An 18613-nucleotide genomic window follows, 5' to 3' on the forward strand; every position below is an offset into this window, starting at 1 on the left:
AAAATCTTTTATAATAACCAGTTTTAGCGATAACAAAGAGCAGTCATGAGTCAGTTAAATCCACGACAACACGAAGCGATGATCCATGTTTCAGGGCCACTTTTGGTGCTGGCAGGTGCAGGGTCGGGCAAGACATCGGTGATTACACGCAAAATCGCCCATCTCATCCAAAACTGCAACATCCCCGCCGATCGCATCACGGCGATGACCTTTACCAATAAGGCGGCAAGGGAGATGAAAGCTCGTGTCCAAAAGCTACTACCAAGCGAGAAAACTCGAGGCCTTACGGTATCGACATTTCACCATTTTGGCTTACAATTCTTACGCTTTGAGCTAAAAAATACACCGCTTAAATCCAACTTTTCGATCATGGATAGCGATGATTCCAAGCGTCTGTTGATGGAGCTGATGACCCGTGACAATATGAGCGGCGCTGAGAGTCGTGAGCTGGTGGCAAAAGCCATCAAGATGATTTCGGACTGGAAAAATGATTTGGTCAGCCCTGAGCAGGCAGCCGAGACCATCGAAGACCCTGAAGATATGATGTTTGCGCATCTGTATGGATTGTATGAGCGTAATCTGCGTGCGTATAATGCGGTGGATTTTGATGATTTGATTGTGATGCCGGTGCGGATTTTGACCGAGAATAAAGATGTGCGTGACAAATGGCAAAATCGTGTGCGTTACTTGCTGGTCGATGAATATCAAGATACCAACACGGCGCAGTATGAGCTGATTAAGCTACTTGTCGGTGTGACGGCTCGCTTTACGGTCGTTGGTGATGATGACCAGTCGATCTATGCGTGGCGTGGTGCTAAGCCTGAGAATATGGCACTGCTCAAAGAAGATTTCCCGTCATTGACGGTGGTGAAGCTTGAGCAAAATTATCGCTCAACCAATCGTATCCTAAACGCCGCCAACTCGGTCATCACCAACAATGAGCACATTTTTGAAAAATCGCTGTGGTCGGATAAGGGGCATGGCGAGCTGATTCGTGTAATTACTTGCCCGAGTGATTTGGATGAAGTGGAGCGTGTCGCCAAAGAGATTCTCACCCATCGCTTGCGTCATGGCAACACTTGGGAGCAGTATGCGGTCTTGTACCGGAGTAATTTTCAGGCACGGATTTTGGAAACTGAGCTAAGACAGCTGGATATTCCTTATAAGCTATCGGGCGGCACATCGTTCTTTGCTCGTACTGAGATTAAGGATGTGATGAGCTATTTACGAATTATCATCAACCCTGATGATGATGCGGCGTTTTTGCGGATTATCAATACGCCTAAGCGTGGTCTAGGCTCGGCGACGCTTGAAAAACTTGGACTGCTTGCCCAAGAATATGGCATCTCGCTATTGGCGGCGTGTAGTCATGCGGGGCTAAAATCCGCTGTCGGCAATAAGGCAAGCAATACTTTGGCGGATTTTGGGGAATTTATTGAGCGATATACTCGCGATTTGTATGATAATCCTGATCCGATGCCGCTCGTGCGTCAGATGATTGTTGAGACAGGCTACATTGACTATGTCAAATCAGATGCCAAGACGCCACAACAAGAAAAGGTACGCCTTGATAATATTGAGTCGCTGTACTCAAGCATCACCGCACTGATTAACCGTGCCGAAGATGAAGATGAGCAGACCATTGATGCGGTGATTCGTAAGCTTGTGTTGCTTGATATGCTTGAGCAACAGCAAGAAGAAGAAAATACCAATAAGGTAAACTTAATGACCTTACACGCTGCTAAGGGGCTTGAGTTTGATTTTGTGTATATTATCGGCTGTGAAGAAGAGATTTTGCCACATCGCAATTCGATCATCACAGATAGCATCGAAGAAGAGCGACGCCTGATGTATGTCGGCATCACTCGTGCTCGCCAAGAGTTGACGCTACTACTTGCCAAAAAACGCCGTGCCGGTAAGGATCTCAAAGATACCACGCCATCACGATTCTTGGATGAATTGCCACTTGAGCATATTGATTATCCTGCCAAAAAAGGCGCAATCAAACAAGATCCTAAGCAAGTAGCGCAAGATTATCTTGCCAATATCCAAGCGATGTTGGCGGCGAAAAAGCGGGGCTAGGTTTGTTTGAGATGGTTTTGGTGGTTGGGCTTTGATAAGTTTGATGCTAAAATAAGTACAGCCACCAACTAGGGGTAAATTTATGATTGATATTGCAACATTGCCAATGGCGGTACAAGAGCAAATTGCCAATTTGCAAGCACCTTTGGCTATCACCCAAAATGGCAAGGTGATTGCAACGCTAAATCCAACGCCAAGTTATGCTAATGGCGAGTTTGATTATGACTTGAATCGCATGAAAGCGATGATGGATACTGAATTTAAGCCAATGCCTAATTTTGAGAATGAAGAAGCATTTTTGGCTTGGGTGCATTCATGAAGGTATTGTACGGCGAAAAATTTCGCCAGCACCTAAAAAATTTTCCAAAAGCTGATTTGCTTAAAATCTTGGCATTTGTCAATCATGTTGAGCAACATGGTTTGATAGGCTTGGTTGGTCGCAATAAATCTTCAGACCAAGTACCAACCAATCATCCCAATTGGCTTGAAAGGGTTATGTATGCCAAAAAATACAACCTTTGGCACTATCATATTGGCATTCCATGTTATGTGGGTGATGCAGGGGATATGACTAGCGAATATGTATTACACTATATGCTTGGCGATGACCAAATTGTATTAGTGGATTTATCAGCTCATCCGCCTTTGGTGCTACCAAGCGAAGCGTACCTTCAAACTTAATATCTCACTCACGCCCACGCATAAAGCCCACCACGATACCCAGTGCAATCACTTGCAAAATTAAAATCAGCCCAACCGTCCATAGCCACTGACCTTGCGCATAAGCAAGCGCACAAATCCACGCACCAATAAAACCACCACCATAATACGCCATATAATATAGCCCTGATGCCAATGAACGACCGTGCTTGACATGACTGGTCAAATAGCTGATGGTTGCCGATTGGGTCACAAACACGCCCGATGACATCAAGGTCAGCCCGACAATCACCGCCCACAGTGGCGTCAATAAAGTCATACCAATGCCGACAGCAGATGTCAGCACCGCAAGTATGATGGTGGTGGTTGTGCCAAATCGGGTGGTGATTTTGGCGGATAAGGGCGTGATGACCATGCCGATGAGATAAATACTAAAAATATTAGCAAGGTCAGCGGTGGATAGCTGATACGGCGCATCTGCCAAATGCAGATTGACAAAAGTAAAACAGCCGACCAAAGTAAACAGCACGCACGCCCCAAGAATACTACTGCTGATGACATGGGGGTTTTTGGTGTGTGCAATCAGCGTATCAAAGGCATCTTTAAAAGACTCACTGACGACGAAGTTTTTGGACTTGGGCAGAGTCTTTAGCACCCACAAAGCACCAATCAGCGTACAAATCGCCATCACGCCATAGCCATACCGCCAGCCGATAAAATGCTCCAAATGCCCTGCAAAAAACCGCCCGCTAAACCCGCCAAGCACCGTCCCAGACACATACAGCGCCATCATCGTAGCGATATGTTCCGAGTATTCTTCGCTGATATACGCAATCAGTACCACCGTAATGCCGGGCACGCTAATCCCCTGTAAGAACCGCCACACGGTAATCTCACTCATACTGCTACTTAGCCCAATCAAGCCTGTGGGCACGGCAAGCAAAAACAGCCCACCGATGATAAATGGCTTACGCCCCAAGCCATCCGACAGCATCCCGATAAAAGGTGAAATCACGGCAATGGCAAGCACCGTTGCACCGACCGCCATGCCGGCTTCGATTTCATTGGCATTCAAATCATGGATAAGCACGGGCAAAATCGCCTGCACAGAATAAACTTGTAAAAAAGCAAAAAAACCAATCATGGCGATGGTGAATTTTTCGGATAAACTTGGTGCGTGATGGGTCATAGGTGCTGACTTTTAATTATGAGTAGAATAATGAGTAAAATCTTGGCTGATGGCTGTGCCAATTTGAGAATGAGATACATTGTATCATGCCAACGATAAAGGGGGGAAATTGCTTGTCATTATCATAACCATAGCCAAAAACTATCACAAGATTTATAAATTTTAGCAAAATCATATAAAACTGACACAGCGCAGGGCAGATTGGCGAATTTGTCGCTGTGTAAACTAGTCATATATGGTGTAAAGGTGTAGAATAGCAGACAATTTTTATCAAGTTTGGCACAATAATATGAATACACATACTCAGTCTGTCCTAATCGTCGGCGGTGGTCATGTTGGGCTGTCGTTTGCACTGCTACTGGCGCATCACGGCATCAAAAGCACGCTTGTTGAGCATATCCGCTATCCTGTCATCGCACCTGAAGCAGACACCGAACGCAAGCACTATCTGGATGCTCGCAATACCGCCTTGTCACGCCGTACGGTGCAGATTTATCAAGAGATTGGGCTGTGGGAGCGTTTGCAAAGTCATGCCTGTCGCATTGATAAGGTGCTCATTAGCGAGCTGGGTAGCTTTGGGCGGGCGACTTTGGATAAAAAGGCAGAAGGCGTGGAGAGCTTTGGGCAAGTGATGGAAAATGCGTATCTGGGCAGACAGCTACTACTCGCCGTTCAGCAAAGTAAGCTTATCACACTTATCGATGGTGCGACCGTGACGAACATTGCCCAAGATGAGCATACGGCAAGCATCACCGTACAGAGCGATGACGGCGTGCAGATGCTATCAGCGCCATTGGTGGTTGCGTGCGATGGTCAGCATTCAAAGGTCAGACAGCTACTACACATCGATGTCGATACGCATGACTATCAGCAGGTGGGTATCGTGGGCGTGGTACAGACCGATAAGCCACATCGTCATGAAGCGATTGAACGATTTAGCAGTGCAGGGCCTTTGGCAGTGCTACCACTGACCGATGGTGTGGGCGATGGCGGTACAGAGCAGACGGCAGGTTATCGGCGTTCGGTGGTGTTTATTTGTCCAAAAGGTGAAGAGCAGCAATATCTTAATGATGACGAAAAATACCTATCGACACTACAGACGGTATTTGGTGCTGATGCGGGGCGATTTGTGGCGACGGGCAAGCGTGGCGCATATCCACTGACTAAGGTGCTAGCGCATCGACAGGTGGCAGGGCGATTTGTCATCATGGGTAATGCGGCGCACACCTTGCACCCTGTGGCAGGACAAGGCTTTAATCTGTGTCTACGAGATGCCTATGCCCTTGCTAATTTGCTTGCCAAAGCGGTGCAAGATGATGGCGATAAGGCAGATTTTGGGCAATATGACCGCTTGGCAGAATACGAAAAATCCCGCCTAGCTGACCAAAAACGAGTGATTAAATTCTGCGATACGGTGGTGGGCAGTTTCACTCACCCCAATCCTGTGATGAAATTTGCTCGCAATCTTGGCTTGGTATGCTTTGATAAAATCCCAGGGATTAAGCCTTTGGTAGCGACTTATGCAATGGGTCTAAAATCTTAATCCGACCTATACTGACAAATAAATGATTATTAAAAAGAGTTTGCCATGATTTTAAAGGCAATATTGGTGGTATTTGGCTGTTTGTTCATCGGGCAAGTCATCATTGCTTTGACTGATTTACCATTACCGCCGAGCGTGATTGGGCTTGTGGTGCTGTTTTTGGCATTGCAATCAGGGCTTGTCAAGCTTGCCACCGTCGAAAAACTTGCCAAAGTGCTGATGGATTATTTGGTGCTACTGGTCATCCCTGCGTGTATCTCTATCATGCAGTATCTGGACATCATCCGTGATGATTTGTGGGTGCTACTCGTGGGCGTGGGGGTGAGTACCGTGCTTGTGCTGATTAGCACCGCAGGCTCATACACTTGGCTACGCAAACTACAAAAATCTCGCTATCAGGCGCACCAATCAGGGGTGGATGATGTTTGAGCGATGGCTGATAATGGGGCAGGAATTATTGACTAGCCCGTTTTTGTTGCTGATACTGCTGATTGGGGTGTTTGAATTTGCCGTATGGCTAAGAGCTCGCACGGGTTTAGCAATTTTAAATCCGTCGCTAGTCACGACTGTAATTGTGATTGCGGTGCTAAAATTTGCCGATATTTCTTGGCAAAGCTTTGAAGAGGCGAGCAGTTATATCACTTTTTGGCTACAGCCTGTGGTGGTGTGTTTGGCAGTGCCTTTGTATATTCAGTGGCAAAAAATCCGCGCGCAGTGGCTACCGATTATCGTCTCACAGCTGATTGGCAGTGTGGTGGGGATTGTTACCGGTGTTGGCTTGGTGCGAGTCTTAGGCGGTAGTGCCGATAGTATGATAGCCACCGCTGCCAAATCCGTCACCATGCCGATTGCCATCGAAGTGACGACGGTGCTAGGTGGCGTCATCGGTATCACGGCAGCGACAGTGCTGATAGCAGGCGTCGTGGGGCAAATCGTCGGCGTATGGGTGCTACATCGTTGTGGGCTTAGGCTGCCGATGGGTATGGGGCTGTCGCTTGGCAGTGCATCACACGCACTTGGCACGGTGCGAGCCATGCAGCTTGGCTCTCGCTATGTGGCGTATGCGACTTTGGGGTTGATTTTAAATGGGGTGCTGACAGCATTTTTAGCACCTGTGCTTGTACCTTGGTTGATTCCTTAGCACGCAATTAAATGACAACTTGCCCTGATTCATCGGCTGATTGATGAGGTTATCAAAGGGCTGGAAAATAAGGACTACAAACTCATGAAAACGCTTGGTATTATTGGCGGTATGTCGCCTGCATCGACGGTGCTGTATTATCAAAGTATCAATCAGCTTGTCAATCAAGCGTGCGGGGCGAATACATCTGCGCCTTTGTTGATTGATAGTCTGAATTTTGAAGTGATTGCCAATCTACAACGACAAGGCGACTGGCAGGCGATGGGGCGGATATTGGCAAATAGCGCCAAGCGATTGTGCGAGATGGGTGCTGATGGGATTTTACTTGCGACCAATACCATGCACAAGGTGGCGGACGATATTCAGGCGGTGATTGATGTGCCATTTATCCATATCGTCGATGCCACCGCAGGGACTATCAGTCAGCAAGGCATCACTCGGGTGGCACTGCTAGGCACGGCATTTACCATGAGTGAGACATTTTATCGGGATAAGCTGGCAGAGTTTGGCATTGAGTGTATTGTGCCGACGCCATCAGAGCAGGCAGTGATTCATCAGATTATCTTTGATGAGCTGACGCTTGGCGTGGTGCGTGATGAGTCAAAGCGTGCGTATTTGACAATTATCCAAGCGTTATTAAAAAAAGGCGCACAAGCGGTAGTGCTTGGCTGTACCGAGATTGGACTGCTGATTAATGAAGCGGATGTGCCTGTGCCGGTGTTCGATACAGCGCAGATTCATGCGATGGCAGGGGCGACATTTATTTTATCATCTGTTTAATTGGATTTTTAATAAAACCATCAGTAAACAAGGAGTATTGTGCAACAAATCATTATTCAGCTATCAGGCGGTATCGGTCTATTTTTGCTTGGTATGAGTCTGATGACCGACAGTCTCAAGGCGATGGCAGGCGAGAGTCTGCGTCAGTGGCTTGGGCGATTTACAGGCTCGCCGACCAAGGCGATGATGTCGGGCATTGGCTTTACGCTGGTGGTGCAGTCATCGACGGCGACCACGCTTGCGACTATTGGCTTTGTGAGTGCAGGGGTGCTTAGCTTCACCCAAGCCATCGGCGTGATTATCGGTGCGAATATCGGTACGACGAGCACAGGCTGGATGGTGGCGCTCTTGGGGCTCAAGTTCTCGGTATCGATGATTGCCCTGCCGATGGTGGGCGTCGGTGCAATGATGAAACTGCTTGGCAAAAATACCACAGCATTACTCGGACTTGCTTTGGCGGGTTTTGGGCTGTTGTTTATCGGGATTGACTTTCTACAATCAGCGATGGCGGGCTTTGCCGAACAGGTGGATTTATCCAGATGGTCGAATGATGACTTGATGACACGGCTGATTTTGGTGCTGATTGGCATTGTGATGACCATTCTTTTGCAGTCATCAAGCGCAGCGATTACAGCAACTTTGGCAGCACTGGCAGGCGGGGCGATTGATTTGCCACAGGCATTGGCACTCGTCATCGGTCAAAATATCGGCACGGTCGCCACAGCGGTACTGGCAGCCATCGGGGCGACGGTGAGCGCGCAGCGTACGGCGGCGGTGCATGTGGTGTTCAATGTGGTGACGGCGGTGGTGGCGTTCTTTGTGCTGATGCCTGCGGTGCTGTGGCAGGTGCGTGATGGTGTGCTTGTCGGTTGGGAGAATGTGCTGATTATTGCGCTGTTTCACACAGCATTTAGTGTGATGGGGGCGATGCTGTTTATGCCGTTTACTCATCAGTTGCAGCGCTTGCTTGAGTGGATGATTCCTGAGCGCATCGATGCGTCGAACACGCATTATCTGGATGAAAGCTTATTTTCGATGCCTGCGGTCGCTATTGGTGCTGCCAAGCAGGCGCTGTGTCAGACGACAGCAAGCGTGCTAAACCAAGTCATCCGAGCATATCGTGCCGAGATTTCGGGCAGTCAAGTGGATGGCGCACCACTGGATGATTGTTTACAAAAAGTGGATAATTATCTCAAAAAAATGCCCGTACCCCAAGCGCAATCCGACCAAGAAAATCTCATGCGCCTGCTTCAGCTAATCGTCTATATCCGTGTCCTGCGTGAAGATTTGACCCATGCAGCATTCATTGATGTACTACGCGACCATATGGATCCTGCTCAGATGCAACAGGTGATCGATCAATTTGAGATGCTGACAGCTTATTTGGCTGATATGCCAAGGTGGCTACCTGAGCAGTTTGCACAAGGTTTTGTGCATTTTGGTGATTCAATGAAAGCCCAAAAAACCGATGCTCGTTTTGCTATCATTGAGCAGTCGGCACTGAGTCAGACTCATGTAGCACAAGCGCTTGATTTGATTGTTGCACATCGTTGGCTTGATCGTTTGGTTAAACACAGTGCCAAGATGGTGCGACTGCTAGCAATGCCTACCGAAGATGAAGAGTATGCAAATCCTTGAAGGATAAGGTGTGATGTTATGAGCGCTAATTAATCTGGTTTTTTTGAGTGCTATAGTCACGACTGTCTAGAAGCGGATGGTTTTACCAAGATATTCTTTGATGGCGGTATCAAGTGTGTTGATGTGTTGCTCACTTTGACGAGCAGGTGTGATCGGCATCAATGGTGACTGGATCAACCAATCATCGCCAGAGCGATGTAGATGCCAAGTAATGAGTGCTGTACAGTCTTTTGGCAAGGTGTCAAGCTTGAACTGATGTGCGATATTTTGCTCATTATCCATAAAGCTTGCCACCGCCTTTTGAGCAAGTCGTAGCGGCTGATGATGATAGCTTGTCATCACAAAAACCAAATGCGAAACAGATGCATCAATCTCATCTGGGCGTAGGCGAATTTCTTCTTGATTGATTAAACTTTCTTCAAAATTTATCGCACCGTTTAGTGCATCACCACCATGACGGATGGATTCGTTGGTATTTCTTAATTGACCATACCAAACGCAATCAACAAGCTGATGCTGATGATCGTACATCAGACAGCTTAAATCGATGTCTAAAGCAATACTACCTTTTGGCATGATTGGTAGCTTGGCAAGCAGCGCATCCAACCCACGCCGTGCAAGCTTGGTCTCGTGATAGCTGACACAGGCGACCAAACTATTGCCCAAAAGTCCAAGCTCAATCAATGAATGCTCACTCAGTGGACTGATAGCTAATGGTGCTACTGGCAAGGTGGTATCTGTCTGTATCGTGCTCATGGGAATAACCAATTGAAATTTCAGCTATTGTAACAAATCAATGCCTAAATTCCTATCAATTTTCGCTATCATATATCATTTAAGAATGATTTTCTTTCAAAAGTATACAAGTATTAACAAAACTACATCAAAGCCAAGCCGAATCACTACAAAACTAAGGTGTTGAGATATCAAAGACATGCTACAATAGCAACCATCAAATCAAGTAAACTCACCAGTATGAAATAGCTCATGCTAAAAACCCGAAAAGTGATGTTCATGAAATTGTCAGTATTTAAGCAGTCGTTTGTTTCTATCTTACCTGTACTTGCTTCATCTCTTGTAGCAGCTACACTATTTAGTGCGTGCTATCAAGTAGGTGATGTGGTCAATAGTGCAGCCAAAGATATTGGAAAAAAACCGACTACTGTCCAAATGCAGTCAAACTCGACCATCACACCGACGGCAGATCTGTTGGCTCAATACAATTGGACCTTGGTGGATGCCACCGTCCAAGGGGCGGTGCGACAACCGTATCAAGATATCATCAAATCCAATCAAAGTAAGCTGAATTTCACCGCTGATCAGAGTATCTCTTATACGCTTGGCTGTAATTTTCACAGCGGTGCATTTAGCCTAACTAATGGTGTGCTTTCACTTGATGAAAATATGATGAGTACACGCAAGGCATGTGCTGGGCTTGATGAGCTTGAGACGAAATTTTTTAAAGAATTAAATCATAGCACCCTTGCTCTACAAAAAGACAATGCCAGCCATACGGCGACGCTAATTCAGACTCACGGCGCACAAGTAATGCGCTGGCAAGGCATGATGAAGCCTGAAGTGCGTTTTGGCGAGCCTGTGACACTATTTTGGGAAGTTGATCCGACCAAGACTGACTGCGTGGATAAATCAGGCAAGGATCAGCTCTGCCTACGAGTACGCAACATCAACTATGATGATCGTGGTATCAAGGTAGGTTCGGGCGCATGGCGTACTTTTTATGGCAATATCGAAGGCTTTGAGCACAATCCTGAGTTACGCCAAATCATCCGACTACACGCCTACAACAACCCAAATGGCGAACCAAATCCATACTATGTCTATGATATGACAGTGATGAGCGAGATTGTCAAATAAGCTGTTTAAGCTATTTAAGTTGTTTCAGCCGGTTAAAAGACACAAATCCACTTTACTCAAAAAGTGGATTTTTTTATTGATAGGATTGTGCAAAAGTAACTAAGTGTTCGTGATACGCTCTTATTTTTATTTTTTAGCTTTTTAACATTATTTAGCAGTTTCAGCGATTTTTTAGGCGTAATAAATCATCATCAGCCAGTCGCCAGCGCCCCTTTTTCTTGGTGCTGCTGCGTCCAAGTAGGGCGGTATTGCCCAGTAGCTTATGCATTGAGTGGCTTGAATGTGCATGACAGATGGCGCACGCCAAGCCATCGGCGGCGTCCTGCTGTGGGATGACTTCAAGTGATAGGATACGACAGACCATCGCACTGACTTGCTCTTTGTCCGCTGCGCCATAACCACAGACGGCTTGTTTGATTTGGCGGGCGGTGTATTCAGAGACGGATAAATCAAGTGCGGTCAAGGCGGCAATTGCTGCACCACGAGCCTGACCGAGCTTGAGTGCTGAGTCGGGATTTGACGCCATAAACACCTGCTCGACAGCGGCGTGCATGGGCTTGTCGCTGTATTTTTGGTAATGGGTGACGATGCGGGTGATGCCTGAGAAAATTTGGGCGATGCGTTCGCTCATCTCGGTGCTATTGGTGCGGATAGTGCCTGCGTCCAAAAAGGTGATTTTGTCGCCTTCGGTGCTGACGATGCCATAGCCTGTCATGCGTGAACCGGGGTCGATGCCGATGATTAGAGTCATAGTAAATTTGTCATCAAAAGTGCTGATGGGCTTGAAAATTTGCCAATCGCCCAAATAGTTTGATAGTATAGCGTATTTTTAGCGATTTTTGCTTTTTAATTTGTTTTTGAAGGATATATTCATGGGTGCTTTGGTTGGTATTGCCTTAGTTTGGTTCATCATTGAGATGCTGGTGTGGTATTTGGTCGCCCAATTACCGGGTATGAGTGGCTGGTATGTGTTCTTTTGGTTCGTGGCGGCAGTGTTTATTGGTCTAAATTTCATCCGCAAGGCTGCCGGCACGCTAAATCCAATGGCTCAGCAGGTCAAAGCCATGCAAAGTGGCGTCATCCCTAATCCTGCCAATCAGCCATCAGAAGGACTGGTTGCTAAGGCTGTCGCATCTGGTATCGCAGGCGTGCTGTTCTTGCTACCAGGTCTGATTAGCGATGTGGTGGCGGTGCTACTACTGTTGCCATTTGTCCAAAAGATGCTAACAACCAAAGCCAAAAATTACGCCATGAAAAACCAAGACAAGCTCATGCAGATGATGGCAAATCAAATGGGTGGCAAGGGCTTTGGGGCGATGGGCGGTCAAAACCCATTTGGCAATATGAATGGTCAAAATCCATTCGGTCAAGGCAATCCGTTTGGCGGTAGCCCATTTGGCAAAAGTCCATTTGGCGGTACGACGGTCGATGGTGATGCCAAACCTGTCAATAAAGATGTCAAACGCATCACATCAGCGAATGATGAATAACTCAAATTCACCACAATAACCAAACCCCCGATGCACTCGTATCGGGGGTTTGTTGTCCTGATATGTCTGATTGCACAGCAGAATCATTTATATTTTTGAAAATTATGCTAAAATAATAAAATTGATTAATTAAAAAATTGGAGATTGCCATGAAAAAGTTACTGACCTGCTGTGCGTTAATGAGTGCATCATTACCTGCTTTGGCGGATACATTTTGGAATCATAATGGCTCAATCATGCGCCTGCAAGCGTATGGTAATAACCGAGTGTTCAGCTACGAAGTACCCACCAATCGCATGGCAGGCGCAGGTGTGGATAGTGGCACGGTATTGTTCGATGGCGTGCGTCAGGGCAATAAGTACTACGGGACAGCTCGTGTGTTTTCCAAATATTGTGCAGTACCAATCGAATATCGCGTAACTGGCACGGTCGTGACCGAGCGTAAGGTTGTCTTGCGTGGTACTCGTAAAAGCTATGCAGCAGGCTGTCGCCCAACGGGTCGCTATACCACCGATGTGCTTGAATTTACCTATATCGGCAATCGCTACTAAGCAAATATGAAACTCAAAAAGCAAACAGTTTTAGCTGTTTGCTTTTTTTATTGCAAGCGAAAAAAATTGCCCACCATCATGGCGGGCAATTTGTATCACAGTATCACATCATGAGTTACTCGTAATTATCGATACTTGGGCAAGAGCAGATCAAATTCTTGTCGCCATAGACATCGTCCACACGACCGACCGATGGCCAGAATTTGTGGGCTTTGATGTAGTCTAGCGGGAAGGCTGCTTCAGTACGGCTGTATGGACGATCCCATTCGCCAGTCACGACAGCTTGGGTGTGCGGAGCATTGACCAATGGGTTGTTGTCCGCTGTCCAGCCATCAGTACCTGCTTGTACTTTTAGCGCTTCTTGTTTGATTTGCTTAAGTGCTGAGATAAAGCGGTCAAGTTCAGCTTTGCTTTCAGACTCGGTCGGCTCAATCATCAAAGTACCCGCCACAGGGAATGACATGGTCGGCGCATGGAAACCATAGTCCATCAGACGCTTAGCGATATCAGTCTCGGTGATGCCAGTTTCTGCTTTTAGTGGGCGAATGTCAATGATACACTCGTGCGCCACACGGCCATTTTTGCCAGTGTATAGCACTGGGTAGTCGGCTGATAGTTGGCTTGCCACATAGTTGGCGTTTAGCAGGGCTTGTTTGGTCGCTGCCAATAGCCCATCACGACCCATCATGGTGATGTACATCCATGAGATTGGTAGGATGCTTGCTGAGCCATATGGGGCGGCTGATACAGCAGATTGACCTGCGACAGCGTTATGCACAGGGGTGACGCTGTGGCTTGCGATGAATGGCGCAAGGTGTTTTTTAAGTCCAATCGGACCCATGCCAGGGCCGCCACCGCCGTGTGGGATACAGAAGGTCTTGTGCAGGTTCATGTGTAGCACATCTGCGCCAACATCAGCAGGTTGCATGATGGCGACTTGGGCGTTCATGTTCGCGCCGTCCATATAGACTTGGCCGCCATGAGCGTGGATTAGATCACAGATATCACGAATACCTTCTTCAAACACACCATGCGTTGATGGATAAGTAATCATCAAGGCGCCTAGGTTGGCACTGTGTTCTTCGCACTTGGCTTTTAGGTCGTCTAAATCCACATTGCCTTGCTCATCGGTCGCTACGACGACGACTTTCATGCCCATCATCTGAGCGGTCGCAGGGTTAGTACCGTGTGCTGAGCGTGGGATTAGGCAGACATTACGGTCAGTTTGACCTAGGCTCTCGTGATAGCGACGGATTGCCAATAAGCCTGCATATTCACCAGATGCACCTGAGTTTGGCTGCATACTGATTTCATCAAAGCCTGTGATGGCTTTGAGTTGATCTTGTAGGCTGTTAATCATCTCAATGTAGCCGACCACTTCATCACGGGGAGCAAATGGATGCACATTAGCAAACTCATTCCAAGTGATTGGTAGCATTTCGCTCGTGGCGTTTAGCTTCATGGTGCATGAGCCAAGCGAAATCATTGAGCGGTTCATCGCCAAATCTTTGTCTTCTAGCGATTTTAGATAACGCAGCATTTGATGCTCGGTGTGGTGGCTGTTGAACACTGGATGGGTCAAGATGTCATCGGTGCGTACTTGTGAGCCAAGCACTGATTTGACTTCGCCTAGCGTGCCAGTGACACCAAAGAAACCACAAAGGGCGTTAAATTCTTCTTCATCGGTCAATTCGTTAAACGCCACCGAAATGCGAGTGTCGCTATCACGCCATAGGCTATAGCCTGCTTCTTTGGCAGCTTGCATGATGCTATCGGCAGCTGCTTTGTCCGCCACATCTACTAGCACGGTATCAAAGAAAGTGTCATGTACGACAGTAAATTTGGCTTTAACAGCGTCGCTGAATGCCACAGCCAATGCATGAATGCGAGTGGTAATGCGTTTTAGACCGACAGGGCCGTGATACACAGCGTACATACCTGCTAGGTTGGCAAGCAGTACTTGAGAAGTACAGATGTTTGAGTTGGCTTTTTCGCGGCGGATGTGCTGTTCACGAGTTTGTAGTGCCATGCGTAGGGCGGTGTTGCCTTGAGCGTCCACCGATACACCGATGATACGACCAGGGGCAGAGCGTTTGTCTTTGTCTTTGAATGCAAAATACGCAGCGTGTGGACCACCAAAGCCCATCGGGATACCGAAGCGCTGTGTGCTACCTAGTGCAATATCAGCGCCCATCTCGGCAGGTGATTTAAGCAGTACTAGGCTTAGGATGTCGGCTGCCACGATGGCATAAGCGCCTTTTTCTTTGACTGCTGAAATGATGTCGGTCAAATCAACCACATCACCTTCTTTACCGACATATTGGAAATATGCGCCAAAGAAATCGCCATTTTTGGCGGTGTCAAAGTCGCCCACAACCACATCCCAACCAAAGTACTTGGCACGAGTGCGGATAACATCTAGGGTTTGTGGATAAGTGCGTTCATCAACGAAGAACTGTGTTGATTTTGATTTACTGACACGATTTGCCATCGCCATCGCTTCAGCGGCAGCGGTTGCTTCGTCTAGTAGGCTTGCACCTGCCAAATCCATACCGGTCAAATCGATACAGACTTGTTGGAAGTTTAGCAAAGCTTCAAGGCGACCTTGAGCGATTTCGGCTTGGTATGGCGTGTAAGCGGTGTACCAGCCTGGATTTTCTAGCACATTACGCTGAATGACTGCAGGCAGGCGAGTTGGTGCATAGCCTTGACCGATGTAGCTTTTTGAGACGGTGATTTTATCCGCCATTTTACGCAGCTTGGCTAGGGCGTTGTGTTCGCTCATTGCCACTGGCAGATCGAGCTCTTTACCCAAGCGGACGGCTTTTGGGACGACAGCGTCGATGAAGCTGTCCATATCATCAAAGCCCACAGCTTTTAGCAGGGCTTGTTGTTCGCTTGCGTCCTTGCCTAGATGGCGATGGACAAAAGCATTTTCATAAAATAAGTCGGAAAAGGTGTTAAATGACATAATCTATCCTTATTTGAAAAGAACTAAAAAAATTAGTAATCAGAATAACTTTGTAACAATTTTACTTCATTGGGAGAATTGTCCCAAAAAAATTGTATGCTATTTTTATCAAAAGATCCCATAATCACCATACCACAATCATCATCTTTTTCAAAAATATCATAAAAAACTAAATCACCATTTGCGTTGTAGAAACTAACCTTTGCTTTTTGCTCTGGTTCAAGCCATTCATTTGTTTGGGTTTGTGTTAAGGTTAGTTTGTTATCAATTCTACGAAAATCTTTAAAGCCATTTTCTGTATATTGACGCATACCAATAATGGTAAGATGGTCTGGTGCAAATACAACATCAGCAATGTGCTTTCCGTCTGAATTGTATTCGGATAACTCATCTTGAATGATGTTGTTGTCTTTGTCCAAAACCAAAATACGGCAGGTTACATCGTCTGTATTGCGATAGTAAATTTTAACAAAATCATCGTAATCTATAAGTTCTGTTTGCATTTTTTGCTCCCATTTATTAAAGCCTACGACATTAGCTTCTGCTTTATTGGGTTTTGTGGGTACTGCTTTTGTAGACCAAGTTGTTGCCTCCTGTGAGACATATTTTCCACATTGTGCCAACTTAGCGTCAGTAATGTATACACTTAATATGTCCCTTTGTTTTTCATACATTTGAATATGACCTTGATAAGTAGCAAGTCATAAATTTCCTTTAGCTTGTGCTTCTGTGATTGAAAGGGTAGCAATGAAAACTAAAAACATAAATAAGAAAGTGCTTGATAAAAACTGTTTTTTCATAAGTATCTCTAAAAAAATACCAAAAATGGCGTAAGTCCAAATTGAACTTACGCCATTTTTATTACAGACTACTTTCGTACTCTTCAGCAGACATCAAGCTGTCATAGTCTGCAGGATTGGCAGGCTTAACCTTAAAGAACCATGCTTTGCCGTATGGGTCTTCGTTAGCAAGTTCTGGGTTATCTACCAATTCTTCGTTGATCTCAACGATTTCACCGCTGATTGGTGCATAGACATCAGATGCAGCTTTAACAGACTCAACGACAGCGATTTCTTGGTCGGCTTCGACAGTGGTGCCAACTTCTGGCAGCTCAACGAATACCACATCGCCAAGTGCATCTTGGGCGTGGTCAGTGATGCCGACAGTGATGGTGCCGTCTGCTTCTAGGCGTAGCCATTCGTGGCTTGCGACATATTTTAGATCAGCTGGGATATTGCTCATGGGTTTTCTCCTTTGAGTGAATTAAACTTAAATGTGTTTAATGCGATTTATAACTTGGGCGTACCTAAGTACGATTAATTAATTACAAACTAAGGTACGCCAATATCAAATTAGGTATCAATCAAACTGCTTTTGACCATTTCTGACAAAAGGTAGCTTAAGCACACGCACATCGACTTCTTTGCCACGCATGATAACTTTGGCGGTATCACCTGTAAAGTCACTTGGCACACGAGCGATGGCGATAGATTGTTTTAGGCTTGGGCTAAAGACACCGCTTGTGGTGATGCCATTACCTGCATCGGTCACGACTTCCATATGGTCACGCAGTACGCCACCTTTACCGGTCAATAATAGACCGACTTGCTTGACTTTGACACCATCGGCTTTTAGGGCGACAAGTTTGTCTTTACCGACAAAATCACGGCTTTCATCTTTTAGATCCACTGTCCATGCCATGCCTGCTTCTAGTGGGCTGACATCATCGTCCATATCGTTGCCGTATAGGTTCATGCCTGCTTCCATACGCAGGGTGTCACGAGCGCCCAGACCGCATGGCTGTACGCCTGCATCTGCTAGCGCTTTAAAAAATTCTCCTGCTTTATCGGCAGGTAGGATCACTTCGACGCCATCTTCGCCAGTGTAGCCTGTGCGAGCAACGAACCAATCATCACCCAGATCGACACCAACAAATGGCTTAAGTGCGTTGACTTTTTCCGCCCATTCAGGCTTGACGGTGAGTAGTTTTTCAATCGCTTTTGGACCTTGAATAGCAAGCATTGCCACATCGTAGCGTGGATTTAGTGTCACGCCAAATTCGCTACCGACTTTGGCAAATTGCGCTGAGTCTTTTTCACGAGTTGCGCCGTTTGAGACGATGCGATAAGTGGTTTCATCTTCGCTAGTACGATAAACGATTAGATCATCAATCACGCCGCCATTGTCGTTTAGCATGGCTGAATACAGTGCTTTACCGACAAAGCCAAGTTTATTGACATCATTGGCGATAAGCTTACGGAAAAATGCTTTGGCATTGTCGCCAGTCACATCAGTGACTAGCATATGTGAGACATCAAACATCCCTGCATCGGTACGCACGGCTTCGTGTTCGACGATTTGTGAGCCATAATTGACAGGTAATTCCCAACCGCCAAAGTCAATCAATTTGCCATTGAAAGCGACATGAGAATCATATAGGGGGGTGCGTTGTGGTGCGGTCATGGTCGTATCCTTTTTAAAGATGTTGGTGCAAAAATTCACTGGTTCATCATATCACACAGATATGACAACCTATCGGGCAAAAGCTCAATAAAAATAAGCACCCCATCTGTCCTTTGACCTGAGATTTTCAACCAAAAATGGTTTTCTTCCCTTCGGTGGATAATGCCAAGCAAAATCGGGTAATTGGCAATACCGCTCTCCAGATTGTGTTGATAAATCTAAGCTGTTGA

General features: G+C 46.5%; 18 protein-coding genes and 1 riboswitch. Of the genes, 11 read left to right on the plus strand and 7 right to left on the minus strand.

The features are described 5' to 3' along the window. Positions 1 to 45 precede the first annotated feature (45 nt). From Q0N89_RS03685 to Q0N89_RS03695, 3 genes are all read left to right on the plus strand, one after another. Positions 46 to 2082, plus strand: coding sequence for a UvrD-helicase domain-containing protein (locus tag Q0N89_RS03685; protein ID WP_294033487.1), 2037 nt, complete (start codon positions 46 to 48; stop codon positions 2080 to 2082). 82 nt (positions 2083 to 2164) lie between these two features. Further along, a complete protein-coding gene (locus tag Q0N89_RS03690) occupies positions 2165 to 2401 on the plus strand; it encodes a hypothetical protein (RefSeq protein ID WP_294033489.1) in 237 nt (78 codons plus the stop codon). After that, positions 2398 to 2763 (plus strand): hypothetical protein, encoded by a 366-nt coding sequence (locus tag Q0N89_RS03695; protein WP_294033491.1) that lies wholly within the window; start codon positions 2398 to 2400, stop codon positions 2761 to 2763. The genes Q0N89_RS03690 and Q0N89_RS03695 overlap by 4 nt, the downstream gene beginning before the upstream one ends. Positions 2764 to 2767: 4 nt before the next feature. On the opposite strand, the gene Q0N89_RS03700 is transcribed toward Q0N89_RS03695, so the two are convergent. Beyond that, positions 2768 to 3931 (minus strand): MFS transporter, encoded by a 1164-nt coding sequence (locus Q0N89_RS03700; protein WP_294033493.1) that lies wholly within the window; start codon positions 3929 to 3931, stop codon positions 2768 to 2770. Positions 3932 to 4220: 289 nt separating this feature from the next. On the opposite strand from Q0N89_RS03700, the gene Q0N89_RS03705 reads away from it, so the two are divergent. The 5 genes from Q0N89_RS03705 to Q0N89_RS03725 all read left to right on the plus strand — a co-directional run bounded on the left by Q0N89_RS03705 (position 4221) and on the right by Q0N89_RS03725 (position 9033). After that, the gene (locus Q0N89_RS03705) at positions 4221 to 5474 is read left to right on the plus strand and encodes an FAD-dependent monooxygenase (RefSeq protein WP_294033495.1); all 1254 of its coding nucleotides are present in this window, start codon (positions 4221 to 4223) and stop codon (positions 5472 to 5474) included. A gap of 45 nt (positions 5475 to 5519) precedes the next feature. Then, on the plus strand, positions 5520 to 5903 hold the full coding sequence (locus Q0N89_RS03710) for a CidA/LrgA family protein (RefSeq protein ID WP_294033498.1): 384 nt from the start codon (positions 5520 to 5522) through the stop codon (positions 5901 to 5903). A gap of 13 nt (positions 5904 to 5916) precedes the next feature. Continuing rightward, complete coding sequence (locus tag Q0N89_RS03715) at positions 5917 to 6615, plus strand: LrgB family protein (RefSeq protein ID WP_294033500.1); 699 nt, start codon at positions 5917 to 5919, stop codon at positions 6613 to 6615. Between the two features lie 84 nt (positions 6616 to 6699). After that, positions 6700 to 7395 carry an aspartate/glutamate racemase family protein gene (locus Q0N89_RS03720; RefSeq protein ID WP_294033502.1) on the plus strand — a complete coding sequence of 232 codons (696 nt, stop codon included), beginning with the start codon at positions 6700 to 6702 and terminating at the stop codon, positions 7393 to 7395. A 39-nt stretch (positions 7396 to 7434) separates the two neighbouring features. Next, positions 7435 to 9033, plus strand: a complete 1599-nt coding sequence (locus tag Q0N89_RS03725) for a Na/Pi symporter (RefSeq protein WP_294033504.1) — start codon at positions 7435 to 7437, stop codon at positions 9031 to 9033. Between the two features lie 66 nt (positions 9034 to 9099). Here Q0N89_RS03725 and Q0N89_RS03730 read toward each other — a convergent pair whose 3' ends face one another. Beyond that, complete coding sequence (locus Q0N89_RS03730; RefSeq protein WP_294033506.1) at positions 9100 to 9789, minus strand: TerD family protein; 690 nt, start codon at positions 9787 to 9789, stop codon at positions 9100 to 9102. A 258-nt stretch (positions 9790 to 10047) separates the two neighbouring features. Between Q0N89_RS03730 and Q0N89_RS03735 the strand changes: the two genes are divergently transcribed. Then, positions 10048 to 10908 carry an META and DUF4377 domain-containing protein gene (locus tag Q0N89_RS03735; protein WP_294033508.1) on the plus strand — a complete coding sequence of 287 codons (861 nt, stop codon included), beginning with the start codon at positions 10048 to 10050 and terminating at the stop codon, positions 10906 to 10908. A 160-nt stretch (positions 10909 to 11068) separates the two neighbouring features. Here Q0N89_RS03735 and ruvC read toward each other — a convergent pair whose 3' ends face one another. Next, a complete protein-coding gene (gene ruvC / locus Q0N89_RS03740) occupies positions 11069 to 11659 on the minus strand; it encodes a crossover junction endodeoxyribonuclease RuvC (protein ID WP_294033510.1) in 591 nt (196 codons plus the stop codon). Between the two features lie 121 nt (positions 11660 to 11780). Between ruvC and Q0N89_RS03745 the strand changes: the two genes are divergently transcribed. Together Q0N89_RS03745 and Q0N89_RS03750 are read left to right on the plus strand one after the other, a co-directional pair. After that, a complete protein-coding gene (locus tag Q0N89_RS03745) occupies positions 11781 to 12398 on the plus strand; it encodes an FxsA family protein (protein WP_294033512.1) in 618 nt (205 codons plus the stop codon). A gap of 149 nt (positions 12399 to 12547) precedes the next feature. After that, positions 12548 to 12949: a hypothetical protein gene (locus tag Q0N89_RS03750; protein ID WP_294033514.1), complete on the plus strand. Its 402-nt coding sequence runs from the start codon at positions 12548 to 12550 to the stop codon at positions 12947 to 12949. Positions 12950 to 13064: 115 nt separating this feature from the next. On the opposite strand, the gene gcvP is transcribed toward Q0N89_RS03750, so the two are convergent. The 4 genes from gcvP to gcvT all read right to left on the minus strand — a co-directional run bounded on the left by gcvP (position 13065) and on the right by gcvT (position 18383). Further along, on the minus strand, positions 13065 to 15920 hold the full coding sequence (gene gcvP, locus Q0N89_RS03755) for an aminomethyl-transferring glycine dehydrogenase (protein ID WP_294033516.1): 2856 nt from the start codon (positions 15918 to 15920) through the stop codon (positions 13065 to 13067). Between the two features lie 32 nt (positions 15921 to 15952). Next, a complete protein-coding gene (locus Q0N89_RS03760; protein ID WP_294033518.1) occupies positions 15953 to 16594 on the minus strand; it encodes a hypothetical protein in 642 nt (213 codons plus the stop codon). A gap of 187 nt (positions 16595 to 16781) precedes the next feature. Continuing rightward, positions 16782 to 17162, minus strand: coding sequence for a glycine cleavage system protein GcvH (gene gcvH / locus Q0N89_RS03765; protein WP_294033520.1), 381 nt, complete (start codon positions 17160 to 17162; stop codon positions 16782 to 16784). Positions 17163 to 17279: 117 nt separating this feature from the next. After that, positions 17280 to 18383 (minus strand): glycine cleavage system aminomethyltransferase GcvT, encoded by a 1104-nt coding sequence (gene gcvT, locus Q0N89_RS03770; protein WP_294033522.1) that lies wholly within the window; start codon positions 18381 to 18383, stop codon positions 17280 to 17282. Positions 18384 to 18479: 96 nt separating this feature from the next. After that, positions 18480 to 18596: riboswitch (glycine riboswitch) on the minus strand. Positions 18597 to 18613: the final 17 nt, after the last annotated feature.

Origin of the sequence: uncultured Moraxella sp., from assembly GCF_945873075.1 — a bacterium.
In the GTDB taxonomy this organism is placed as follows: domain Bacteria; phylum Pseudomonadota; class Gammaproteobacteria; order Pseudomonadales; family Moraxellaceae; genus Moraxella.